Raw genomic sequence first — 23,006 nt, 5'->3', positions numbered from 1 at the left:
TGCTGCCGGAACCGGGCTCAGGCTTAGATCAGGCTCGGCTGCACCAATGTCTCCAGCGCCAGCTTCACGGGCGCAGGCAATCCCACCGAGTTCAATTGCGCAAGCGGCACCCAGCGCCAGTCGTCGTCGAGCGCTGCGGGCTGGGCAATGTCCGCGCGCAGCAGATGCATGTGCAAGCGAAAATGGGTGAAGGTGTGCGTGAGCGCACCGGCGGTTTCCACGGCCGAGACCGTACCGTAGACCTGCGCAGCGTCGCGCACGACATCTACGTCCAACGGATGCGCGTCGAGCGCATCGTCCATCTCCCCCACCAGCGGCAACGACCACAGCCCGCCCCAGATGCCGCGCTGCGGGCGTCGCTGTAGCAGCACACGCTCACCGTGCAGGGCGATCACCATGGTGGCGGCACGCTCTGGAATCGCCTTGCGCGGACGCGGCACAGGCAGCGCCATCACGCGGTCGGTGCTGCGCGCCTCGCACAACGATTCAAGCGGACACGCGCGCTCGCCGGTCAGGCACGCGGGCTTGCCACGCGTGCAGACGGTTGCGCCCAGATCCATCAAACCCTGCGTGTACGGCTGAACGCCTTCGGCCGATGGCAGCACGGCTTCGGCGATGCGCCACATGGTGTCTTCGACACGCTTGTCGCCAGGAAAACCGTCGATGCCGAACACCCGTGCGAAGACGCGCTTGACGTTGCCATCGAGAATGGCCGCGCGCACGCCATACGAAAACGCGGCGATGGCCGCGGCGGTCGAGCGCCCAATGCCCGGCAGCGATGCCAATACCTCGGGATCGCGCGGGAAGAGGCCGCCATGCTCGGCCACCACAATCTGTGCGCAACGATGCAGGTTGCGAGCGCGCGTGTAGTAGCCGAGGCCCGCCCATGCAGCCATCACGTCATCAGCCGGTGCGGCAGCCAATGCCTGCACCGTCGGGAAACGTTCGATGAAGCGCGCGTAGTAACCCAGCACGGCAGTCACTTGCGTCTGCTGCAGCATGATCTCCGATAGCCACGTCCGATATGCGTCGCCGGTGTTCTGCCACGGCAGATGATGGCGGCCATGACGCTGCTGCCAGGCGATCACGCGTACGGCAAAATCGTCAGGGAGCGAGGGCAAGGCGGGAGCAGGTTGCGCGGGTCGGCGGGTGCGGCGTGGGGTGGCGGTCATGCGTGTGATGAAGAAGCGGTGCGCGAAAAGCGCACGCTGGCGGCGATCCTACCAGAACAAAAAAGGCGCCCGCAGGCGCCTTTCTCATGAGCAACGTTCGCATCAAGCCGCGACAGAGTGAAGCGAGTGCCGTTCCAGAAGCGTCCCCGCCGCAAGGATGCGATCGGTGTACTGGGCGATCGTGCCACTGCGCTCGTCGAGCGTATTAAGCAGCGCCTCAAGCTCGGCGATGCGCGCCTCCAGCGTGTCAGTGGCTTCGTGGATGCGCTCGATCGAATCGACGCGCTTGCGCAACTGCTTCTGGTGATCGCGCACCTGTGCTTCGAGCGGCGTCATGACCGACTTCAGCCAGATCTCGATGTCGCGGTTCATGTCCTGGAAGGTATCCAGCACGCGGCTGGCCACCGTCGAGAACGCGCCGTGCACGAGTTGCGGCTTCGGACGGGTCAGGAAGCTGAACGCGCCAAAGTGGTTGTGCGCGAGCATCAGCGTTTCTTTCAGGTCGGCGTCGTAGCGCGTGCCCAGGAAGCGCAGCGGCGGCGACAGCGTGAAACCGTGCTCCGCGTTGAACTTCTTGTACATGCCGTCGACCATCTGGTGCAGTTGGTCGATGCGGCTGGCCGCATCGCGCACCAGGCCGGTCAGGTGGCCGAACAGCTTGTCCATGTCATCACGCAGGCCGCGCGAGAACACGCGCTCTTTCATCTTCTCGCGCGCTTCACGCATGGTCGAGCGGATCTGCTTGAGCTGCACGCTCTTGATGATCTCCGCGCTGTGGCGGCCGAACACCGTGCGCAGCGCCTGGAACTTGGCAATGCTCTGCTCGAACTCTTCCTTCTCGCCCTGCACGCGCATCAGCATGTGCTTGACCATCGTGTGGTTCTTGCCGCGCAGGCCGCGCAGCTCGAACAACTGCTCGACGATGTCACGTCGGCGCATCTGCAGGAGTTGCTGCGCACCGGCGGCCATGTCCTTCACCGCCAGTTGCACTTGTTCCGTGACGATCTCGCGACGCTGCGGGATCAGTTGATCCGACAGCACCGACTCCAGTTCCGGCAGACGGCTCTTCGCCAGCAGCTCGTGGTCTTGACTGACCTTGGCCAGCAAGCCCTTCTGCGCCGACACCGGATACACGCGCTCGACATCGATATCGAGCACCTGCGCCGTGGTCATGATCTGGCGGCTGACTTCGTTCTCGATTTCCTGCTCGGTCTTGAGCGGGTCCCACAGGCCATCGACCTTGTTGAGCACGGCGATGCAGCCCTTGCGCTGGCCACCGCCCACATGCGAGCGCCACAGCTCCAGATCGCTCTTGGTCACGCCGGCATCGGCTGCCAGCACAAACACAACGACGTGCGCATCCGGAATCAGGCGCAGCGTCAGCTCAGGTTCAGTACCGATGGCGTTCAGGCCCGGCGTATCCAGGATCACCAGACCCTGCTTGAGCATCGGGTGCGGGAAATTGATGATCGCGTGGCGCCACTTCGACACTTCCACCGTACCGGCGGCATCCACCGAGAAGGCGGCGTCCGGATCGGCGTCGTTGTACAAGCCCAGTTGTTCGGCCTCTTCCTTGGGCACACGCACGGTTTCCACCACATGGCGGAACGCTTCGAGCATGCCCTCGGGCGACGACGGATCGAGCGGCACCGACAGCCAGTGGCTGCCGGCGTCACGGAAATCAGCGGTCGAGGCGTCATGCAGGCGCGTCTCGATCGGCAGCAGACGGATCGACGGCGGGTAGCTTTCGTCGTACATCAGCTCGGTCGGACACATCGTGGTCCGGCCCGCCGACGACGGCAGAATGCGGCGGCCAAAGTCTGCAAAAAAGATGGCGTTGATCAGCTCGCTCTTGCCGCGAGAGAACTCGGCAATGAAAGCGACTTTGAGCTTATCGCTGCGCAGGACGCCGCGAATGCGCTGGGCGCGCATATCGGCCTGGGCGTCGTACAGCTCCTGGGCTTGCAGCCAGTCCTGGAATTCTCCCACTGACTGCAGTACCGAAGCGCGCCAGGTACCGTACTGCTCGAACTGTGTGCTCAGTGTGTTATTCATCGTTCTGTCTTATTTTGTGCGCGCCCCGACCATGCAAATGCGCGCGCCCCCTCGGCATCGCTGTTACCGCCCATTACGGCACAGAAATGCACAAATTTAGGTGGAACGATACAGGGAACCAACAGGTTCCGGGAGAACTTTCCGCCGACTTGTCCGGGCCGGGCAGCCAAGTGTTGCGGGATGCCATCGTCAGCCCGTCACCCCCCTTTGAAAACCTTGCGAAATGACGGGCAAATCGCTTGGAAAGCCGCCTCAGCGCTGGCAGGTCGGGCAATAGAACGTGGAGCGCTGGCCCTGGACGATCTGGCGGATCGGTGTGCCGCACACACGGCATGGCAGACCGGCCCGGTCGTACACAAACGCATCGAGCTGGAAATACCCGCTCTGGCCGTCGGAACCAACAAAATCGCGCAGCGTGCTGCCACCCCGGGCGATGGCGTCAGCCAGCGTGGCACGAACGGCGTCGGCCAGCGCGGCGTAGCGCGGCCGGCTGATGCGCCCGGCTGCCGTGGTGGGCCGGATGCCGGCTCTGAACAGGCTTTCCGAGCAGTAGATGTTGCCCACGCCGACCACGATGTTGCCCGCCAGCAGCGCCGATTTGATGGCGACGCTGCGCCCGCGCGTACGGGTGTACATCCAATCGCCGTCGAAACGCGCATCGAAGGGCTCGATGCCAAGGTTGCGCAGCAACGGGTGCTCGGCCAACCCGGCTTCATCACCGGGGTGCCAGAGCACGGCACCAAAACGGCGCGGATCACGATAGCGCAGCGTGATCGGCACGCCGGTTGCGTCGACCAGTTCAAGGTCCACGTGATCGTGCGGGCCGGGTGAAACCGGGGTTTCCAGCACACGCAGGGTGCCGGTCATGCCGAGGTGGATCAGCAGCCAGCCGCCAGCGGTATCGGCGTGGCCCGCGTCGGGCATGCATTCGATCAGCAGATACTTGCCACGGCGCAACAGGCGCGTGACGGTCAGGCCGGCGAGCAACGCTGGCAAGGCAGGATCGACCGGCCAGCGCAGCCCGTGATGGCGCACCACGGCGCGCACGATACGTCGCCCCGTAATATGCGGTAGCAAACCCAGGCGGGTGACTTCCACCTCTGGCAACTCAGGCATCGAACCTCCGTCGCATGTGCTGCTCCAACCTTTTTTACGATGCGGGCGATTGTAGCGGTCAGGCTACAATGCCCTGAACACCATCCGGAGCTTCAAGACCATGCCCCACGCTTTCTCCCGTTCGCCAGCGATGCAACGCCCGCGGCGATTTCCGCGCTGCCGAGCGATCCTGCTCGCCTCGCTGATTGCGGGAGGATTGGCAAGTCTGCCGGCATGGGCGGCACACCCAACCACCGCAGCCCCGCTGATCGCCCAGGCAGCACAGGAAGGCGGCACCGGCAACCGCCCCACCATCACGCTCGAGCGCTCGCGCCCCCGTGGTGGCCTGCTGAGTTCGGAGCGCACCGACCTGCCGTCGATCGCACTCGACCAAGACATCATGTACCGCGTGCTGGCGTCGGAAATCTCGCTGCAGCGTGGGCTGGTCGAGCCGGCATACCGCACGTACCTGGATCTCGCGCAAGACACGCGCGACCCGCGCTTCGCCCAGCGTGCGACTGAAATCGCCTTCCTGACCCGCTCGCCCGCGCAGGCGCTGACCGCCTCGCGGCTGTGGGTCGAGCTGTCGCCGACCTCCATGCCGGCGCGCCAGGTGCAGCAGCTCCTGCTGGTGGCCACGGGCAAGTGGTCGGAAGTCGAGCCGATGCTGCAGGCGCAGCTGAACAAGGTGTCGCCCGGCCAACGCGCCGACGCCATCCTGCAGCTGCAGCAGCAGATGTCCAAGAGCACCGACCCCGCCGGCGCCGTGGCCGCGCTGCAGCGCATCGCCTCGCACGATATGCAGCGCCCCGAGACGCACCTGGCCCTGGCACGCGCCAAGGTCGTCGCCAAGGATGTGCCGGGTGGGCTGTCGGAACTGGACACCGCCCTCAAACTGCGTCCCGGCTATGAAGACGCCGCCATCCTGGCCGCCGAGCTGCGCGCCGATGATGACCCCGATGCCGCCATCGCCGGCCTGCGCACCTTCCTGAAGGCCGCGCCCGCCTCCATCGACGGCCATCTGGCGCTCGCCCGCATGTACCTCGTGCGCGATCAGCAAGACAAGGCCCGCGGCGAATTCGAGGCACTCAAGAAGATCGCCCCCAACGATGCGCGCATCACGCTGGCACTGGGCCTGCTGACACTGCAGCAGCGCCAGTACGACGCTGCCGAGCGCTACCTGAAGGAATACCTCGCGGCAACGGCCAAATCGCCCACGCTGAGCCCCGAACCCGGCTATCAGGGCCTCGCCCAGCTCGCCGAGGAAAAGCACGACTACGCCGGCGCACTGACCTGGGTCGACAAGATCACCGGCTCGGCCAATGGTGATGCTGACGGCCAGACCGCGCTGGCAGCCGGCATCAAGCGCGGCCAATTGCTCGGCAAGCTGCGCCGCATCGACGAAGCGCAACAGGCCTTCGACGAACTCGTTGCCGACTCGGAAGACATTCCCGACGGCCCGCGCCGCCAAGCCCTGATGGACGGCATCCGCCAGGCCGAAATCGGCATGCTGATGGACGCAAAGGCCTTTGGCCGCGCCCGTGCCCGCGTCAATGAGCTGCTGAAGGCCGATCCGGACAACGTTGAGTACACATACCAATTGGCGATGCTCGAAGAGCACGACGGCCACTACGACAACATGGAAACGCTGCTGCGCAAGGTGATCGACCTGCGCCCCGGCCAGGCCATCGGCTACAACGCACTCGGCTACTCGCTGGCCGATCGCAACGTGCGCCTGCAGGAAGCGCAGGAGTTGCTGGAGAAGGCCGTTTCACTGGCGCCGGGCGATCCCTACATTGCTGACAGCTTGGGCTGGGTCAAATACCGCCGCGGCGATCTGCCGGCCGCCACCGACATCCTGCGCAAGGCATGGAGCTCCGCGCCGCAAGCCGAGATTGGCGCCCACCTGGGTGAAGTGCTGTGGCAATCGGGCAAGCAGGACGATGCCCGCAAAATCTGGACGGAAGCGTCCAAGCTCGACATCAACGACAACACCCTGCGCGACACGCTGCGCCGCTTCGGCCAGCCGATTCCCGACGTTCCCGTGAGCGCGAACTGATGACGCTGCAGTTTTCCCGCGCGCTCGGCGCATTGGTGCTGGGCGCGAGTTGCGCGCTGTTCGCCGGCTGCGCAAGCGTGCGCCCGGCCAACGACCTGTTCGCCGGCGCGAAAGACAACGACACGACCATCACGCGCTATCAGGGCCGGTTCTCGGCGCGCTACACGCAAGGCAACGCCGAACAAAGTGCGGTGGGCAGCTTCCTGTGGCGCGAGCGCGGCACCGATGTGCAGCTTGAGTTGATGTCGCCGCTGGGCCAGACGCTGGCGGTGGTCAGCCAGAACGATCAGGGCGCCACGCTTGAATTGCCCAACCAGCCGCCGCGCCGCGCACCCGAAGTCGACACGCTGATGCAGGATGCGCTCGGCTTCTCGCTGCCGGTGTCCGGCCTGCGGGACTGGCTGCGCGCCCGCCCTGCCCCCGGCACGCCGGCGCGCGTGGCACGCGACGCGCAATCGCGGCCCGAAATCATCGAACAGAACGGCTGGACCGTGCACTACGTCGCCTGGACGGACGACACCTCCGCCGACGCGCGCATCCGCCGGCTCGATCTCGATCGCCCGCAGGGCACCAACGGACCGCTCACGGTGCGGCTCGTGCTGGACCGGTAACGTCGTCATCGCCTCACCATGACCTCCGCACCCACCGAGCTGCGCGACTGCCCGGCGCCCGCCAAGCTCAATCTGTTCCTGCACGTGGTCGGCCGACGGCCCGACGGCTACCACCTGCTGCAAACGGTCTTCCAGCTCATCGACTGGTGCGACACGTTGCACTTCTCGCGACGCGCAGACGGCCGCCTCGCCCGCACCACCGACGTGCCCGGCGTAGCGGCCGATGAAGACCTCGTGATGCGCGCCGCACGCCTGCTGCAAGCGGAAACTGGCTGCACCTACGGCGCCGACATCGCCATCGAAAAACGCCTGCCGATGGGCGGTGGCATTGGTGGCGGCTCGTCCGACGCGGCCACCACGCTGCTCGCGCTCAACCACCTGTGGGGCCTCGATCTGCCACGTACGACGTTGATGGCGCTGGGCCTGAAGCTGGGTGCCGACGTGCCCTTCTTCGTGTTCGGCCAGAACGCGTTTGCCGAGGGCATCGGTGAAGAACTCACGCCCGTCACGCTGCCGCCAGCAGCGTTCGTGGTCATCCATCCACGCGTCCACGTACCCACCCCCGCAATTTTTTCCGATGAGGGGTTGACACGTAACACGCCACTCACCATAATTATGGACTTTCCTGACCAACAAATTGTTTTCGCTTACGGTCGCAACGATCTGCAAGCGGTGGCGGAAAGGAAATACGGCGAAATCGCCCGAGCACTTGCCTGGCTAAGACAGTTCAGCCCTCTGGCAAGAATGACCGGATCCGGTGCCTGTGTGTTTGCTCCGTTCGATAACGTTGAGCATGCGCAAGCAGTAGCGGATCAGGTGCCTTCCGAGTGGGAAGGTCGATGTGCGGCAGGTCTGACGCATCATCCGCTCGCGAGATTTGCTGTGTAAGGTTTACAGTTATTGCTTCTGCAATGGAAGCAGTAACCGATCGGTTGTGTAGGGGCGTCGCCAAGCTGGTTAAGGCACCGGATTTTGATTCCGGCATGCGTAGGTTCGAATCCTTCCGCCCCTGCCATTTCTTCCTTATAGTTCCCAGCAATAGCCCGGTTGGTGTATCAGCCAACCGGCGCGTCTGAAGTCGAAAACAGGTGCCCCGATGAGCAGCGAAGGCTTGATGGTTTTTACCGGCAACGCCAACCCGAAACTCGCCGAAGCTGTCGTCAAGCACCTAGGCATCCCGCTCGGCAAGGCCCTCGTCGGCCGATTCTCCGATGGTGAAGTTCAGGTCGAGATTCAGGAGAACGTGCGCGGCAAGCACGTGTTCATCCTGCAATCCACCTGCGCCCCGACCAACGACAACCTGATGGAACTGATGGTGATGGTCGATGCGCTCAAGCGCGCATCCGCCCGCCGCATCACGGCTGCCATCCCCTACTTCGGCTATGCCCGCCAGGATCGCCGCCCGCGTTCGGCGCGTGTGGCCATTACGGCCAAGGTCGTGGCCAACATGCTGGAAGTCGCCGGCGTCGAGCGCGTGCTGACGATGGACCTCCACGCTGACCAAATCCAAGGTTTCTTCGATATCCCGGTCGACAACATCTACGCGTCGCCCGTTCTGCTCGAAGACCTGCGCAAGAAGAACTACAGCGATCTGCTGGTGGTGTCGCCGGACGTCGGTGGCGTGGTGCGTGCCCGTGCACTCGCCAAGCAACTCAACACCGACCTCGCCATCATCGACAAGCGTCGCCCCAAGGCTAACGTGGCCGAGGTGATGAACATCATCGGTGAAGTCGAAGGCCGCAACTGCGTGATCATGGATGACATGATCGATACCGGCGGCACGCTGTGCAAAGCCGCCCAGGTGCTCAAGGAACGCGGTGCCAAGCAAGTGTTCTCGTACTGCACGCACCCGGTGCTGTCAGGTGGCGCAGCCGCTCGCATCGCAGACTCGGCGCTCGACGAAGTGGTCGTGACCGACACCATCCCGCTGCGCGAAGACGCAATCAAGTGCGGCAAGATCCGCCAGCTCTCGACCGCCCCGCTGCTGGCCGAGACCTTCACCCGCATCGTGCGTGGCGACTCGATCATGTCGCTGTTTGCTGAATAATTCAGCAAACGTACGGGTCCCTGTTATAATTCAAGGCTTTACCGCAGAAAACGTCGACTAGACGGCACTTCTGCGGTGTCTGCGGGGCGCAATATGGCGCCCCGTTCACCAGACGGCTTGGTCGCGAGTCGTCTTTTTCGTTTGGAGCAATCATGAAAGTTGTCGCTTTCGAGCGTAGCGTTCAGGGCACTGGTGCGAGCCGCCGCCTGCGCAACGCCGGCAAGACCCCGGGCATCATCTACGGCGGTGAAGCCGATCCTAAGATGATCGAACTCGATCACAACGCGCTGTACCACGCGCTGAAGAAGGAAGCCTTCCACTCGTCGATCCTCGACATCGAAGTGGCTGGCAAGGTGGAAAAGGCGCTGCTGCGCGATTTCCAACTGCACCCGTTCAAGCAACTGGTTCTGCACGTTGACTTCCAACGCGTGTCGGCCAAGGAAAAGATCCACGTCAAGGTGCCGCTGCACTTCCTGAACCAGGAAAACGCACCGGGCGTGAAGCTCGGCCACGGCATCGTGAACCACATCCTGAACGACGTTGAAGTGTCGTGCCTGCCGGCCGACCTGCCGGAGTTCATCGAAGTGGATCTGGGCGCTCTGGAAATCGGCCAGACCCTGCACATCTCCGACCTGAAGCTGCCGAAGGGCGTGACCATCCTCACCCACGGTGGCGATGAGAACCCGGCTGTGGCCAACATCAGCGTGCCGGCTGGCGAGAAGTCCGCTGCTGCTGAAGAGGGTGCTGCCGCTGCTGGCGAAGACAAGCCGGCTGCCTAAGTTACCAAACTCAGTTGCCGCACCGTCGCGCCCTCGGGCGCGACACGAAAAAAGCCCGCCGAGCTGGTCTCGCCGGGCTTTTTTTCTGCCTGAGCTTTCCGGTGTCGCCGCGCGCCTCGCCATTGGCGAAAGCGGCTATGCTTGTACGATCAAGGGGCGCTTCCTGCACCTCTTCTTAGACTCCATCGCATGATCAAACTCATCGTCGGGCTCGGCAATCCGGGCGCCGAATACGCAGCCACGCGGCACAATGCCGGCTTCTGGCTGGTCGACCAGCTCGCACGCATCGGCAACGTGACGCTGCGCAACGAAACACGCTTTCACGGCTATGCCGCACGCGCCAACCTGTGGGGCAATGAGGTGTGGCTGCTGCAGCCGCAAACCTTCATGAACCGCTCGGGCCTGTCGACCGTGGCACTGGCGCGCTTCTACAAGGTGATGCCTGATGAGATCCTGGTGGCGCACGACGAGTTGGATCTGCCGCCGGGTGCGGTCAAACTCAAGCTTGGTGGTGGCTCGGGTGGCCACAACGGCCTGAAGGACATTGCCGCACACCTGACCACGCAGCAGTTCTGGCGCCTGCGCCTGGGCATCGGCCACCCGCGCAACCTCCTGCCGCCGGGCACGGCGCCGTCCGGCCAGCATGACGTGGCCAACTTCGTGCTCAAGGCCCCGCGCAAGGAAGAACAGGATCTGATTGACCGCGCCATCGACCGCAGCCTGGATGCCCTGCCCGATCTGATTGCCGGCAATGCCGAGAAATCCATGATGCGCCTGCACACCGCAGGTTGATTCGCCCACACAAGGACATCGCCATGAAACCGTTCACCACGCTCAGCTCACGCGCCGCCGCGCTGGCAGGCCTGGTGCTCGGCCTGTTGGCTGCAACATCAGCGCAGGCGCAGGTCTATCGCTGTAGTGAAAATGGCCAGACGGCGTATTCCGATCACCCCTGCGGCACACGCGCGAAAGAGGTACCGCTGATCGACAACACGCCCACCGCCGCCGACCAAAAAGCCGCTCGGGAGCGCGCCTCTGCCGAGGCTGCCGAGGTGCGTGAGATGGAAACCTCGCGTCGCAGAGCGCAAGCCGCCGAGGACGCCCGCCAGGCGCAGATCGCCGCGCAGGCCGCTGAACAGGCACGCCGTGACCAGCGGCAGAAGGTCGTGGTGGCACAGGAAGGCGTGCGCTACTGTCATCGCGTCTATGTAGGGCCAGTGCCGTACCCGATGCCCTATCCGACGCCAATGCCGGTGATCAGCCCGCCTGTCACGACCACGCCGGCGCCGGCCGCAGGTGCACTGCGTCAGCCGGGCAACGGCTCCAAACCCTTTGTGCAGGCACCGGCTACCCCCACTCCGGTGGTACCGCGCCCGCCGCGGCCGCATTTGCCACACTATCGCATCGTCTGCGAGCCGGGTTATGCGTATGAAGGTCCGGAGGATCTGCTGCCGATTCAGTGAGCGGCACGCGAGAATCGGCACGCACCAATGAAAAGAGACGGCCTGAGCCGTCTCTTTTTTTGCTTACGCTGCGCGTGGGGCGGAGGTGAGCTGGATGTACTTCTGCATCAACTGCTCCTGCGACTCGGCGTGGGCCGGGTCCTTGGGGATGCAGTCGACCGGGCACACTTGCTGGCATTGCGGCTCATCAAAGTGCCCGACACACTCGGTACATTTGCCCGGGTCAATCACGTAGATCTCCGGGCCCATCGAAATGGCGTCGTTCGGGCACTCGGGCTCGCACACGTCGCAATTGATGCACTCATCGGTAATTATGAGCGCCATGATGCTTTCCTTGAAATGACCGGCGGGAGGGCTCCCGCCAAAGCGTCATTTTATTCCGATTTGCCGGCCCCATCTGCCTTGCCCGTTTTCTCCTTGAGCCATTTCTCGACAGAGGGGAACACGAACTTGCTGACGTCACCGCCCAGGATGGCGATCTCGCGCACGAAGGTGCCCGAGATGAACTGGTACTGGTCCGACGGCGTGAGGAACATGGTTTCCACGTCCGGCAGCAGGTAGCGGTTCATGCCGGCCATCTGGAATTCGTATTCGAAGTCCGACACAGCGCGCAGGCCCCGCACGATCACGCGCGCGCCGTTCTTGCGCACGAAATCCTTCAACAGGCCGGAAAACCCTTCGACCCGTACGTTCGGATAGTGACCGAGCACCTCACGGGCGATCTCGATGCGCTCTTCCAGCGCAAAGAACGGCCGCTTGTTCGGGCTCTGAGCCACCCCGACGATCAGCTCGTCGAAGATGTTGGATGCACGGCGGACGAGGTCTTCGTGGCCGCGCGTGAACGGATCGAAAGTGCCGGGATAAACCGCGATCACCATGGTTCCTCCACCAAGGGGAAAAGAGTATCCGCCAGCGCGGCGTGGGACATGGCCGCGCCAATCTGCGTTTGGACACCGTTGCGTTATCGAGCGCGGCAAGTCCCGAGCCTGCCGCCCGCACGTTCCAGCTGCCTTTCGGCGACCTCACAATCAAACTGTAGCGAGGTGCCGTCAGATGCTCATGCACCGGAACGAGCGGCGTAGTTTAACCTTTTTTGCGCAGCAGCAAATGCGCATGCACCGCACCGGCGCGCAAGTGCTTGTGCAGTGCCACATCAGCCGGCAACGGAATGCCCGCCGCTGCTTCTGTCGATTGTGAATCAGTACTCACATCCACCAAAGGCTGCGGCGCCTCTAGGTAGATCACCCCGCCCGGCTTGACGACCCGGATAGCGGCCTCCAACGCCCGCAACGACCAATCCTGCGCGAACGGCGGGTCGATGAATACCGCGTCGAATGCGCCGTCAGCCTGACGGGCAAGCCACGAAAAGGCGTCCCCCGAAACGATATCGACCATGCGCGCATCGAGCTTGTCGCGTATGGCGTGCAACGCGCGCACGGCGGGCGCATGGTTTTCGACCAGCGTCACGTGCGCCGCACCGCGCGAAGCGGCCTCGAGGCCAAGCGCGCCGGTGCCGGCAAAGAGATCGGCGCAGCGCCAGCCTGTCAGGTCCTGGCCGAGCCAGTTGAAGACGGTTTCGCGGACGCGGTCGCTGGTCGGGCGCAGGCCGTCGGCGTCAACCACCGGCAGCGGCGTGCGCTTGTACTGCCCACCGATGATGCGCACCTGCTGCGGTGCACGCGCATGCGATGTGGCGGTCTTGGCCTTGGGGGCCTTGGAACTGGAAGATCGGGATGCCATGGGCGCGATTGTAGTGCGAGCGCAAACAAAAACCGGCGGGAATGCCGCCGGTTTTTCGGTTGAGGATGCCGTGCGTCAGTTTGTCGCCGGACCGCCCACCACGATGGTCGCCATGGTCTGCGGCTGCACCACGCGCTGGAACGCCGTGCGCACCTGATCGCGCGTGACGGCGGCAATGCGCTGCGTCCACGTATCCAGGTAGTCGAGCGGCAAGTTGTACCAGCCGATGTTGGCCACGTTGTCCAACAGCTTGCGGTTGCTGTCCAGGCGCAGCGGGAAGCCGTTGACGAGGTTGTCCTTGGCGGCCTTGAGTTCCGCTTCGGTCGGGCCATCGGCGACGAACTTGGCGACGGTGTCGCGCACCACGGTCAGGGCTTCCTCGGTCTGGTCCTTGCGCGTCTGCAAGGCCAGCTCGAACGGGCCGGGCTGTGCGGCCGGCGCGAAATAGCTGCCGATGCTGTAGGTCAGGCCGCGCTTCTCGCGCACCTCGTTGGTCAGCCGCGCGCTGAAGCCGCCACCGCCCAGCACGTAGTTGCCGACCAGCAGCGGGAAGTAATCCTTGTCGCCACGTGCGATGCCGGGTTGCCCGATGATGATGGTGGCCTGCTGCGCCGGGTGCGGAATGCGGATCGTCTCGGCCTTCGCCAACGGCATCTTCACGTCGGGCAGTGCGGGCGGCGTGGCGCCGTCGGCGGGCAGGCCCTGCGTGATCTGCGCGGCGATGGCCTCGGCTTCCTGGCGGCTGATCGCGCCAATCAGCGTCACCACCGCGCGCTTGGCCGTGTAGTTGGCTTGGTAGTAGCGCACGATGTCGTCGCGCGTGATGCTCTCCACCGATTCCGGCGAGGCCGTCTGCCCGTACGGATGCGTGCCGTAGATGGCCGTACCGAACGCACGCTCGGCCAGCACGCCCGGCTTGGTCAGCGATTCACGGATGGACGCCACCAGGCGCTGCTTGTCGCGCGTGAGCACGGCGTCGGGGAAGGTCGGTGCGGAGACGATCTGCGTCATCAGGGCGATGGCCGGGCCACGCTCGGCCGGGTCGGACAGCGTGCGCAGGCGCAGGCTCGTGCGGTCACCGCCGGCGCCACCGCCAAAGCTCGCGCCCACGTCGGCAAAGGCATCGGCAATCGCCGCTTCGTCACGTGCCGGGGCATTGCCCTGTGCGGCGATGCCCTTGTCGAGCATGCCGGCCGTGAGCGATGCGAGGCCGACCTTGGCCGCGGGCTCATAGCGCGAGCCCGCATCCACGTCGAGGTTGATGTCGAGCATCGGGATCGACGGGCTCGGCACGAAGAACACGCGCGCGCCGGTGGGGGCCGTCCAGTGTTCGATGGGCAGCGCGGCCAGCGCGCCTTGCGCCGCCGTTGCAACGATGGCGACCAGCGCCGTCTTCAGGGTCAGGGACATCCGTCGTGTAATGGGGTGCATCAACGCAGCCCTCCTTCTTCGCGCATGCCGGGAACAGGCTTGCGCGCCGGTTTGTTGGGATCGATCGGTTGCGGCAGCAGCGTAGCGACGACGAGGTTGTCTTCACTGAAGTACGTCTTGGCGACCTGCTGGATCTGCGCCGACGTGACCGCCTTGATCTTCTCAAGCTGGCGGTCGATCGAGCGCCACGACAGGCCGCTCATCTCGGTCATGCCGATCTCCATGCCCTGGCCGAACACCGAGTCGCGCTTGTAGATCTGCCCGGCCACGACCTGCGCCTTGACGCGCTTCAACTCGGCATCGGTCACGCCTTCCTTGGCAATGCGGTCGATCTGCGCGCGCAGGGCCTGCTCGATCTCGGCGGTGGTGTGGCCGTCGGCGGGGGTGCCGTCCATGATGAAGATCGAGGGGCCGCGGTTCAGGCCGTCGTAGCCGGCGTTGACGTCGTCGGCGATGCGCTTTTCGCCCTTGACGAGCTGGCTCGACAGGCGCGCATTGTCATAGCCATCCAGCACGGCGGAAAGCACTTCGAGCGCGTACGGGTCGACATCCTTCTCCACATCCCTGAGCGCCGGCACCTTGTAAGCCAGCACCACGTAGGGGTTCTCGGCCGGGGCCTTCACCCAGATGCGCTTGACGCCAATCTGCTTGGGTTCTTCCTGCGCGTAGCGGCGTGGCAGCGCGTGCGGCTTGAGCTTGCCGTAGGTGCGCTCCGCAAGGCGGAGGGCCTCGTCGGGGTTCACATCGCCCGCGACGATCACGGTGACGTTGTTGGGCGTGTACCAGGCGTGGTACCAGTCCTGCGCGTCCTGCACCGTCATCGTGTCGAGATCGCCCGGCCAGCCGATGGTCGGGTTGCGATACGGCGCGGCGTTGAACAGCACCGCCAGCATCTGCTCATAGACGGTCGAACGGGCGGAGTCGTCGATGCGCATGCGGCGCTCTTCCTTCACCACGTTCATCTCCGGCTTGAACTCCTTGTCGGTGAGCTGGAGATTGGCCATGCGATCGGCTTCGAGCTTCATCACATCGCCCAGGTGCGACTTCTCGATCTGCTGGTAGTACATCGTGAAGTCGCGCGTGGTCATGGCGTTCTCGCGGCCACCCATCGCCGCCACGCGGCGGGAGAACTCGCCAGGGCCGACATTCTTGGTGCCCTTGAACATCATGTGTTCAAGCATGTGGGCCACGCCCGTGGTGCCGTTGTGCTCGTCGATGCTGCCGGCGCGGTACCAGACCATGTGCGCCACGGTGGGCGCGCGGTGGTCTTCCTTAACAATCAGGCGCAGGCCATTGGAGAGCTTGTATTCGTGCGTATCGGACTGGCTAGCACCAACTTTGGCGCCGGCAACAGCGGCAGCCGGGTGCACCGGTGCAGCCGCCCGTTCCTGCGCACCAACCGGGCCGGCCAGCAGGCCCGCCGCCAAGGCGATTCCTGAGACCATCGCTGCCAATTGCCTAGCACCCGGGCGGGTCCGGCTTGAGACGTTTCGCATGGAAGAGCGCATAAGGGCCGTCTGATAAAATTCGACGCTTGATTCTAACGGCGAATAGACTGCCTTTTACGATGTTTAGTTTCTGGAAGAAGCGCAAGGCAGAGCCGCAACCGGCTGCCGAACCGACACCGGTAGCTGCACCCGCTGCCGTACCCGAAGCCGTTCAGGCCCCGGTACCTGCCCCGGCTGTGATCCCCGCCCCCGCGCCTGCACCCGCTGCGGTTGTCGCCCCGGTACCCGCACCTACCCCTGCGCCGGCCCCTGTTGCTGCGCCGGCCCCCGTGGCGGTGGCGGTACCGGACTCGCCCGCCGAGCCTGCCACGCTCGACATGCAGGCTGACGACATCGAAACCGTGCCGACGCCGCCCGTGGTCGAACAGGCCCGCAAGGGCTGGATGTCGCGCCTGCGCTCGGGCCTGTCGAAGACGAGCAAGAACCTGACGACGCTGTTCGTGGGCGTAAAGGTGGACGAGGCGCTGTTCGAAGAGCTCGAAACCGCGCTGCTGATGGCCGATGCCGGCGTCGACGCCACTGAATACCTGCTGGGCGAATTGCGCCGCCGTATCAAGGCCAACCGCATCGAAACCGCCGAAGGCGTGAAGACCGCCCTGCGTGACCTGCTGGTCGAGCTGCTGCACCCGCTTGAAAAAACCATGGTGCTCGGCCGCGAGCAGCCGATGGTGATCATGATTGCGGGCGTGAACGGCGCCGGCAAGACCACCAGCATCGGCAAGCTGTGCAAGCACTTCCAGACCTACGGCCAATCGGTGCTGCTGGCCGCGGGCGACACCTTCCGCGCCGCCGCGCGCGAGCAGCTCGTGGTCTGGGGCCAGCGCAACAACGTGACGGTGGTGGCACAGGAATCGGGCGACCCGGCCGCGGTGATCTTCGACGCCGTGAACGCAGCGCGCGCGCGCGGCATCGACATCGTCATGGCCGACACCGCTGGCCGCCTGCCAACGCAGTTGCACCTGATGGAAGAGCTCAAGAAGGTGCGCCGCGTGACCGCCAAGGCCATGGCCACGGCACCGCACGAAACGCTGCTGGTGATTGACGGCAACACGGGCCAGAACGCACTGGCGCAAGTGAAAGCGTTTGATGAGGCGCTCGGTCTAACCGGCCTGATCGTCACCAAGCTGGATGGCACCGCCAAGGGCGGTATCCTGGCCGCGATTGCGCGGCAGCGGCCGGTGCCGGTGTACTTCATCGGCGTGGGGGAGCAGGTGGAGGACTTGCAGCCGTTCTCGGCGCGGGAGTTTGCGGACGCCCTGCTGGGCTGATTGCCCTCGCGCGCAACGCTTCAACATGGAAACGCCCTGATCCAGTCAGGGCGTTTGTTTTGCGCAGGAACGCTGCCGATCACGCAGAAGCCGCATCCGGCTGCGCCGCCGGTGCCGCCCTCTGAAACGCCGCCTGCGCCATGCAGTGTTCAAAAATGCGCGCCAGCGTCGGATATTCCTCCACCGCCACATCAAAGCGCTTGCCGTTGAACACCTGCGGCACGAGGCACACGTCCGCCAGCGTTGGCGTATCGCCCACGCAGTAGGCACCCGTGAGCGGCGATTGCGACAGCCGCGTCTCCAGCGCCGCGAACCCCAGCTTCACCCAGTGGCGATACCAGTCGTTGCGCGCTTCCTCCTCCACGTTGAACGTGTTCTTCAGGTACTTGAGCACGCGCGGGTTGTTGAGCGGATGGATCTCGCAAGCAATCGCCAGTGCAATCGCGCGGATGTGCGCACGGTTGCTGGGCGAGCCCGGCAGCAGCGTGGGTTCGGGATGCGTCTCTTCCAGGTACTCGACAATCGCCAGCGACTGGTTCAGCACATCGGTGCCGTCGCACAACACGGGCACCAGCGCATCGGGGTTCAGCTTCACGAAGTCGGGCGCCAGTTGCTCGCCCTTGAGCAGGTGCACCGGCGCGTAGTCGTACGGCAGGCCCTTGATCTCCAGCGCGATGCGCACACGGAACGACGCCGAGCTGCGGAAGTAGTTGTAAAGCTTGATCGACATGGCTTGCGGCTCTCTGCTCAGATGACCTTTACGTGCAGCTCGCCCACACCGTCGATCTTGCCGACCATCAGGTCACCGACCACCACCGGGCCGACGCCTTCGGGCGTGCCGGTGTAGATCAGATCGCCGGGACGCAGCTCGAACAGGCGCGAGAGGTACGCAATGGTTTCCGGCACCGACCAGATCAGGTCCGACAGATCCCCGCGCTGATGTTCCTTGCCGTTGACCGACAGCGTGATCGCGCCCTTGTCCGGATGGCCGACGTCCTTCACGGGAATGATCGGACCGATGGGCGCCGAGCCGTCGAACGCCTTGCCGGTTTCCCACGGGCGGCCGCCCTTCTTGGCAGCGTTCTGCAGGTCGCGGCGCGTCATGTCCAGGCCGATGGCGTAGCCGTAGATGTGATTGGCTGCGGTTTCCACGGCGATGTCGCGGCCGCCCGTACCGATGGCGACCACGAGTTCGATCTCGTAGTGGCAGTCGCGAGTTTCAGTGGGGTAGACGAACTGGCCGGTCTCGCCATCGGGGATGTAGCGCACGGCATCGGCCGGCTTGCAGAAGAAGAACGGCGGTTCGCGGTCGGGGTCGGAACCCATCTCGCGGGCATGGGCGGCGTAGTTGCGGCCGACGCAGTACACGCGGCGCACCGGAAACTGGCCTTGCCCGCCACGCACGGGAATGCCATTGACGGTGGGCGGGGTGACGACAAATTCGGTCATGCGGATCTCCTGGAAACTCGCTTGAATAAACAGACGGGACACGGCCACCGCCCCCCGGCGACCGAGCTGCGAGCATACACCCGCACCGGCCCGGCGCGGTTCTTGCGTAACCGCCGTGCACAACGCCCCACTTTGCACCATGCAAGCGAAACCGCCCACCCCACCCGCCTCGCCCGCCGCGCCTCACCCGGCCGCGCCGATGCGCGTGCTGCTGGTGCGCGATCCGTTGGATGCCGAACAGATCAACCTGGAGCTGATCCGTGCGGGCCTGGCCGAGGCCGGCTTCATCGACGTGGGTCTGGCCGACGCCGACCTCACCCTGCCCGACCGCATCGCCCAGACGCAGCCCGACATGGTGATCGTTGCGTCGGAATCGGCCGCGCGGGACACCATCGAGCACGTCTGCGTGGCCACCCAGCATGCGCCGCGCCCCATCGTGCTGTTCACCGACAACGATGACGCGGCGCGCATCAAATCGGCGTTCGCCGCGGGCATCACCGCCTACATCGTCGACGGCATCAAGCCCACGCGCGTCAAGGCCGTGCTGGACGTGGCCTACGCCCGCTTCGAACACGAGCGCGAACTGCGCGCCGAACTGGATACCGCCAAGACCCAGCTGGCCGAGCGCAAGGTGCTCGAGCGCGCCAAGGGGCTGCTGATGAAACAGATGAACCTGTCGGAAGACGAGGCCTTCAAGCGCCTGCGCAAGATGGCGATGGACCGCAATATCAAGCTGGTCGAAGCCGCCCAGCGTGTGATTGACGTGATGGCCGGCTGAGACCACCGGGCGCCGCCCAGTTTTGGTGCGCCGCACAACTCCGGCGCCGGAAACGCACCAGCCTCGCGCCACACCCAACCGCAGCGCTCACACCAATCTCTAGACGGTTTGGCCGTTTCTGCCCTTGATGGCGCCTTGAATTTTCGTAAGCGGGCGGAAGAAAGGCGGAGAACTGTTTGAGCGCAGCGAGTTTTCCCCGCCTCCGCCCGGTTACGGAAATTCAAGGAGGCTTTCGCCATCTCGGGCGCGCCTTTCTTTGCCTACTTTCTTTGGCAAGACAAAGAAAGTAGGTCAGCCCCGGCAGGGGATGAAACAAGAGATGCACCAACCACGTTGGCATACCCCTTGCAAGGGTCACCCCGAAGCCGATGCCAACGTGGGTATCGGCGCGAGACAACGGCGTCTCGATGCACGGCAAACGCGCTCCCCATCATGGAGGGACGTGGCCGCGCATCGAGACGCCTTTTTCTTTCCTTGGAGCCATGGATGGCCGCGCCAGACAAGACTGACCCCGTCGTCAACCCGATCAACCCGAAGCGCCGCAGCGTCATCAAGGCTGCAGCGACGATTGCAGGAGGCAGTGCCGTGGCATTGATCGATCCGCTGGTGCGTGCTGGTGCCTGGGCCGCTGGCTCCGATGCGCCCGAGAAGACCGAGTTGAAGGTGGGCTTCATTCCGCTGACCGACTGCGCGTCGGTGGTGATGGCCTCCACGCTGGGCATCGACAAGAAGTACGGCATCAAGATCACGCCGTCCAAGGAAGCCTCGTGGGCCGGCGTGCGCGACAAGCTGGTGTCGGGCGACCTGGATGCGGCGCACGTGCTCTACGGGTTGATCTGTGGCGTGCAGCTCGGCATTGGCGGCCCGAAGAAAGACATGGCCGTGCTGATGACGCTCAACAACAACGGCCAAGCCATCACGCTGTCGAACAAGCTCAAGGAAGCGGGCGTCAAAGACGGCGCATCGCTCAAGGCCGTAATGGCGAGGGACAAGCGCGAGTACGTCTTCGCACAGACCTTCCCGACCGGCACGCACGCGATGTGGCTGTACTACTGGCTGGCCGCGCACGGCATCCATCCGCTGCAGGACGCGAAGGCCATCACCGTGCCGCCGCCGCAGATGGTTGCCAACATGCGCGTGGGCAACATGGACGGCTATTGTGTGGGCGAGCCGTGGGGCGCCCGCGCGATTGCCGACAACATCGGCTTTACCGCCGAGACCACGCAGGCCATCTGGAAGGACCACCCGGAGAAGGTGCTCGGCACCACGGCGGAGTTCGTGCAGAAGTATCCGAACACGGCACGCGCACTGACGGCTGCGGTGCTGGAGGCAGGCAAGTTCATCGATGCGTCGGCATCGAACCGTCGCAAGACGGCCGAGACCATCGCCGCCAAGTCCTACGTGAACACCGACATGGACATCATCCTGGACCGCATGCTGGGCCGCTACACGAACGGCATCGGCAAGACGTGGGACGACCCGGACCCGATGCGCTTCTATCACGATGGCGCGGTCAACTTTCCGTACCTGTCGGACGGCATGTGGTTCCTCACGCAGCAGAAGCGCTGGGGGCTGTTGAAGACGCATCCGGATTACGCGGCGGTCGCCAGGCAGGTCAACCGCATCGACATCTTCAAGCAGGCGGCGGCCGCCACCGGCACGCCCTTGCCGAAGAGCGACATGCGTACCGCCAAGCTGATCGATGGCGTGGTGTGGGATGCGAAGAACCCCGCAGCCTATGCCGACGGCTTCAAGCTGAAAGCCTGACGCCTGCCCTCCCTGATTGCGGTCCTTCACATCGATGGAGCCCGACATGAACACGCTCGTCAAAACGTTGTCCGGCGTGCAGTCCGACGCCGCTGTCCCCACGCGTCGCATCGCATTGCGCGACTGGTTTGTGGCCGCCGTGGTGCGCAGCTTTCCGCCGGTGCTGGGCCTGGTGATCTTCGTGCTGGCGTGGCAGGGCATCGCCACGGCCATCCCTGCGTTGCCGACACCGGCTGTCACGTGGAAAGCCGCCGTCGCGCTCTTCGCTGATCCGTTCTACCGCAATGGCCCGAATGACCAGGGTGTGGGCTGGAACGTGCTGGCGTCGCTGGCGCGGGTGGGTGCGGGCTTTGGGATGGCGGCGGTCATCGGCATTCCGGCGGGCTTCCTGATCGGGCGCTTTGCGTTTTTGAATGCGATGGCTTCGCCCATCATCAGCCTGCTGCGGCCGGTGTCGCCGCTGGCGTGGCTGCCGATCGGGCTGCTGTTGTTCAAGTCTGCCAATCCGGCGGCCATCTGGGCGATCTTCATCTGCTCGATCTGGCCGATGGTCATCAACACCGCCGTGGGCGTGACGCGCGTGCCGCAGGATTACCTGAACGTGGCGCGCGTGCTGAACCTGTCGGAGTGGAAGGTGTTCACGCGCGTGCTGTTTCCGGCGGTGCTGCCGTACATGCTGACGGGCGTGCGGCTCTCCATCGGCACGGCGTGGCTGGTGATCGTGGCAGCGGAGATGCTCACCGGCGGTGTCGGCATCGGCTTCTGGCTGTGGGATGAGTGGAACAACCTGAAGGTCGAGCACATCGTCATCGCCATCTTTGTGATCGGGGTCGTGGGCTTGCTGCTGGAGCATGCGCTGCTGGCGATTGCGCGGCGGTTCTCATACGACGCAGTTTGAGAGGGGCGACCATGAGCGAAAAATTCCTGCGCATTGAAAACGTCGGGCAGACGTTCAAGACCAAGAAGGGTGCGTTCGTTGCCCTGCGCGATATCGACCTCACCGTCGCGCGTGGTGAATGCATTGCGTTGATTGGGCACTCGGGCTGTGGCAAATCCACGCTGCTGAATTTGATTGCCGGCCTCACGCGGCCGACGACGGGTGGGCTGATCCTGGCGGAGCGTGAGATTGCGGGGCCGGGGCCGGATCGGGCGGTGGTGTTTCAGAACCATTCGCTGCTGCCGTGGCTCACGTGCTTTGACAACGTGTACCTGGCGGTGGAGCGGGTGTTTGGCAAGACCGAGACGAAGGTGCAGTTGCGTGAGCGCACGCATGCTGCGCTGGCACTGGTGGGGCTGACGCATGCCGAGCAAAAGCATCCGCATGAGATTTCTGGGGGGATGAAGCAGCGGGTGGGGATTGCGCGGGCGCTGTCCATGGAACCGAAGGTGCTGCTGATGGATGAGCCGTTTGGGGCGCTGGATGCGCTGACGCGGGCGCATTTGCAGGATGAGCTGCTGAAGATCGTTGCTGCTACCGGTAGCACGGTAGCGATGGTCACCCATGATGTGGATGAGGCTGTCTTGTTGGCGGACCGCATCGTGATGATGACGAATGGCCCGGCTGCCACCATTGGCGAGGTGCTGACGGTGGATTTGCCGCGGCCGCGGGATCGGATGGCGTTGGCGGAGGATCCGACTTATCACGCCTGTCGGACGGCTGTTTTGGATTTCTTGTATCGGAAGCAGCGGCACCCGGTGGCGGAAGCGGCTTGAGTTTTTTGTGTTTGGTTTTCGGTTTTGATGTTGGTGGTTGGCCTCCCTTTCGCCCCCTGCCGGGGCCGACT

At 64.5% G+C, this 23,006-nt stretch carries 22 protein-coding genes and 1 tRNA gene; 13 read left to right on the top strand and 10 right to left on the bottom strand.

Going from position 1 to position 23,006, the window contains the following annotated elements; translation table 11 throughout:
• Positions 1 to 23 precede the first annotated feature (23 nt).
• From mutY to mutM, 3 genes are all read right to left on the bottom strand, one after another.
• Positions 24 to 1,172, bottom strand: coding sequence for an A/G-specific adenine glycosylase (gene mutY / locus C404_RS50230; protein ID WP_031329819.1), 1,149 nt, complete (start codon positions 1,170 to 1,172; stop codon positions 24 to 26).
• A 102-nt stretch (positions 1,173 to 1,274) separates the two neighbouring features.
• The gene (locus C404_RS50225) at positions 1,275 to 3,227 is read right to left on the bottom strand and encodes a dynamin-like GTPase family protein (protein ID WP_021196394.1); all 1,953 of its coding nucleotides are present in this window, start codon (positions 3,225 to 3,227) and stop codon (positions 1,275 to 1,277) included.
• Positions 3,228 to 3,479: 252 nt separating this feature from the next.
• A complete protein-coding gene (mutM, locus tag C404_RS50220) occupies positions 3,480 to 4,343 on the bottom strand; it encodes a bifunctional DNA-formamidopyrimidine glycosylase/DNA-(apurinic or apyrimidinic site) lyase (protein ID WP_021196393.1) in 864 nt (287 codons plus the stop codon).
• Between the two features lie 100 nt (positions 4,344 to 4,443).
• Here mutM and C404_RS50215 point away from each other — a divergent pair, with 100 nt between their 5' ends.
• The 8 genes from C404_RS50215 to C404_RS50180 all read left to right on the top strand — a co-directional run bounded on the left by C404_RS50215 (position 4,444) and on the right by C404_RS50180 (position 11,281).
• Entirely contained in the window at positions 4,444 to 6,381 is a 1,938-nt protein-coding gene (locus C404_RS50215; protein WP_031329818.1) for a tetratricopeptide repeat protein, read from the top strand.
• Positions 6,381 to 6,992 (top strand): lipoprotein insertase outer membrane protein LolB, encoded by a 612-nt coding sequence (gene lolB / locus C404_RS50210; protein ID WP_021196391.1) that lies wholly within the window; start codon positions 6,381 to 6,383, stop codon positions 6,990 to 6,992. Before C404_RS50215 ends, lolB begins: the two co-directional genes overlap by 1 nt.
• An 18-nt stretch (positions 6,993 to 7,010) precedes the next feature.
• Positions 7,011 to 7,880 carry a 4-(cytidine 5'-diphospho)-2-C-methyl-D-erythritol kinase gene (ispE, locus tag C404_RS50205; RefSeq protein ID WP_021196390.1) on the top strand — a complete coding sequence of 290 codons (870 nt, stop codon included), beginning with the start codon at positions 7,011 to 7,013 and terminating at the stop codon, positions 7,878 to 7,880.
• Between the two features lie 50 nt (positions 7,881 to 7,930).
• Positions 7,931 to 8,007 (top strand) — tRNA-Gln (locus tag C404_RS50200).
• A gap of 81 nt (positions 8,008 to 8,088) precedes the next feature.
• Entirely contained in the window at positions 8,089 to 9,039 is a 951-nt protein-coding gene (locus C404_RS50195; RefSeq protein ID WP_021196389.1) for a ribose-phosphate pyrophosphokinase, read from the top strand.
• 152 nt (positions 9,040 to 9,191) lie between these two features.
• Entirely contained in the window at positions 9,192 to 9,818 is a 627-nt protein-coding gene (locus C404_RS50190; RefSeq protein WP_021196388.1) for a 50S ribosomal protein L25/general stress protein Ctc, read from the top strand.
• A gap of 189 nt (positions 9,819 to 10,007) precedes the next feature.
• Complete coding sequence (gene pth, locus C404_RS50185) at positions 10,008 to 10,610, top strand: aminoacyl-tRNA hydrolase (RefSeq protein ID WP_021196387.1); 603 nt, start codon at positions 10,008 to 10,010, stop codon at positions 10,608 to 10,610.
• Between the two features lie 23 nt (positions 10,611 to 10,633).
• A complete protein-coding gene (locus tag C404_RS50180; protein ID WP_031329817.1) occupies positions 10,634 to 11,281 on the top strand; it encodes a DUF4124 domain-containing protein in 648 nt (215 codons plus the stop codon).
• Positions 11,282 to 11,344: 63 nt separating this feature from the next.
• Here C404_RS50180 and C404_RS50175 read toward each other — a convergent pair whose 3' ends face one another.
• The 5 genes from C404_RS50175 to C404_RS50155 form a co-directional block, all read right to left on the bottom strand.
• Entirely contained in the window at positions 11,345 to 11,605 is a 261-nt protein-coding gene (locus C404_RS50175; protein WP_021196385.1) for a YfhL family 4Fe-4S dicluster ferredoxin, read from the bottom strand.
• A gap of 50 nt (positions 11,606 to 11,655) precedes the next feature.
• Positions 11,656 to 12,159 (bottom strand): pantetheine-phosphate adenylyltransferase, encoded by a 504-nt coding sequence (gene coaD, locus C404_RS50170; RefSeq protein WP_021196384.1) that lies wholly within the window; start codon positions 12,157 to 12,159, stop codon positions 11,656 to 11,658.
• A gap of 205 nt (positions 12,160 to 12,364) precedes the next feature.
• Complete coding sequence (gene rsmD, locus C404_RS50165) at positions 12,365 to 13,021, bottom strand: 16S rRNA (guanine(966)-N(2))-methyltransferase RsmD (RefSeq protein ID WP_021196383.1); 657 nt, start codon at positions 13,019 to 13,021, stop codon at positions 12,365 to 12,367.
• Between the two features lie 75 nt (positions 13,022 to 13,096).
• Positions 13,097 to 14,431, bottom strand: coding sequence for a M16 family metallopeptidase (locus C404_RS50160; RefSeq protein WP_021196382.1), 1,335 nt, complete (start codon positions 14,429 to 14,431; stop codon positions 13,097 to 13,099).
• Between the two features lie 20 nt (positions 14,432 to 14,451).
• Positions 14,452 to 15,960, bottom strand: a complete 1,509-nt coding sequence (locus C404_RS50155) for a M16 family metallopeptidase (protein WP_031329815.1) — start codon at positions 15,958 to 15,960, stop codon at positions 14,452 to 14,454.
• Between the two features lie 59 nt (positions 15,961 to 16,019).
• Here C404_RS50155 and ftsY point away from each other — a divergent pair, with 59 nt between their 5' ends.
• On the top strand, positions 16,020 to 17,228 hold the full coding sequence (gene ftsY, locus C404_RS50150) for a signal recognition particle-docking protein FtsY (protein ID WP_031329814.1): 1,209 nt from the start codon (positions 16,020 to 16,022) through the stop codon (positions 17,226 to 17,228).
• Positions 17,229 to 17,307: 79 nt separating this feature from the next.
• Here ftsY and maiA read toward each other — a convergent pair whose 3' ends face one another.
• Positions 17,308 to 17,958 (bottom strand): maleylacetoacetate isomerase, encoded by a 651-nt coding sequence (maiA, locus tag C404_RS50145; RefSeq protein ID WP_021196379.1) that lies wholly within the window; start codon positions 17,956 to 17,958, stop codon positions 17,308 to 17,310.
• A gap of 17 nt (positions 17,959 to 17,975) precedes the next feature.
• Positions 17,976 to 18,677, bottom strand: coding sequence for a fumarylacetoacetate hydrolase family protein (locus tag C404_RS50140; protein WP_021196378.1), 702 nt, complete (start codon positions 18,675 to 18,677; stop codon positions 17,976 to 17,978).
• Positions 18,678 to 18,816: 139 nt separating this feature from the next.
• On the opposite strand from C404_RS50140, the gene C404_RS50135 reads away from it, so the two are divergent.
• The 4 genes from C404_RS50135 (at position 18,817) to C404_RS50120 (ending at position 22,935) form a co-directional block, all read left to right on the top strand.
• Positions 18,817 to 19,455, top strand: coding sequence for an ANTAR domain-containing response regulator (locus C404_RS50135; protein WP_031329813.1), 639 nt, complete (start codon positions 18,817 to 18,819; stop codon positions 19,453 to 19,455).
• Between the two features lie 486 nt (positions 19,456 to 19,941).
• On the top strand, positions 19,942 to 21,222 hold the full coding sequence (locus C404_RS50130; RefSeq protein ID WP_021196376.1) for a CmpA/NrtA family ABC transporter substrate-binding protein: 1,281 nt from the start codon (positions 19,942 to 19,944) through the stop codon (positions 21,220 to 21,222).
• A gap of 46 nt (positions 21,223 to 21,268) precedes the next feature.
• Positions 21,269 to 22,120, top strand: coding sequence for a nitrate ABC transporter permease (ntrB, locus tag C404_RS50125; protein ID WP_021196375.1), 852 nt, complete (start codon positions 21,269 to 21,271; stop codon positions 22,118 to 22,120).
• Positions 22,121 to 22,131: 11 nt separating this feature from the next.
• A complete protein-coding gene (locus tag C404_RS50120) occupies positions 22,132 to 22,935 on the top strand; it encodes an ABC transporter ATP-binding protein (protein ID WP_021196374.1) in 804 nt (267 codons plus the stop codon).
• Positions 22,936 to 23,006 lie beyond the last annotated feature (71 nt).

It is taken from the genome of Ralstonia sp. AU12-08 (assembly GCF_000442475.1).
GTDB classification, from domain to species: domain Bacteria; phylum Pseudomonadota; class Gammaproteobacteria; order Burkholderiales; family Burkholderiaceae; genus Ralstonia; species Ralstonia insidiosa.
The sequence above is the reverse complement of the archived record's forward strand: the minus strand, read 5'-3'. Positions and strand labels throughout refer to the sequence as shown.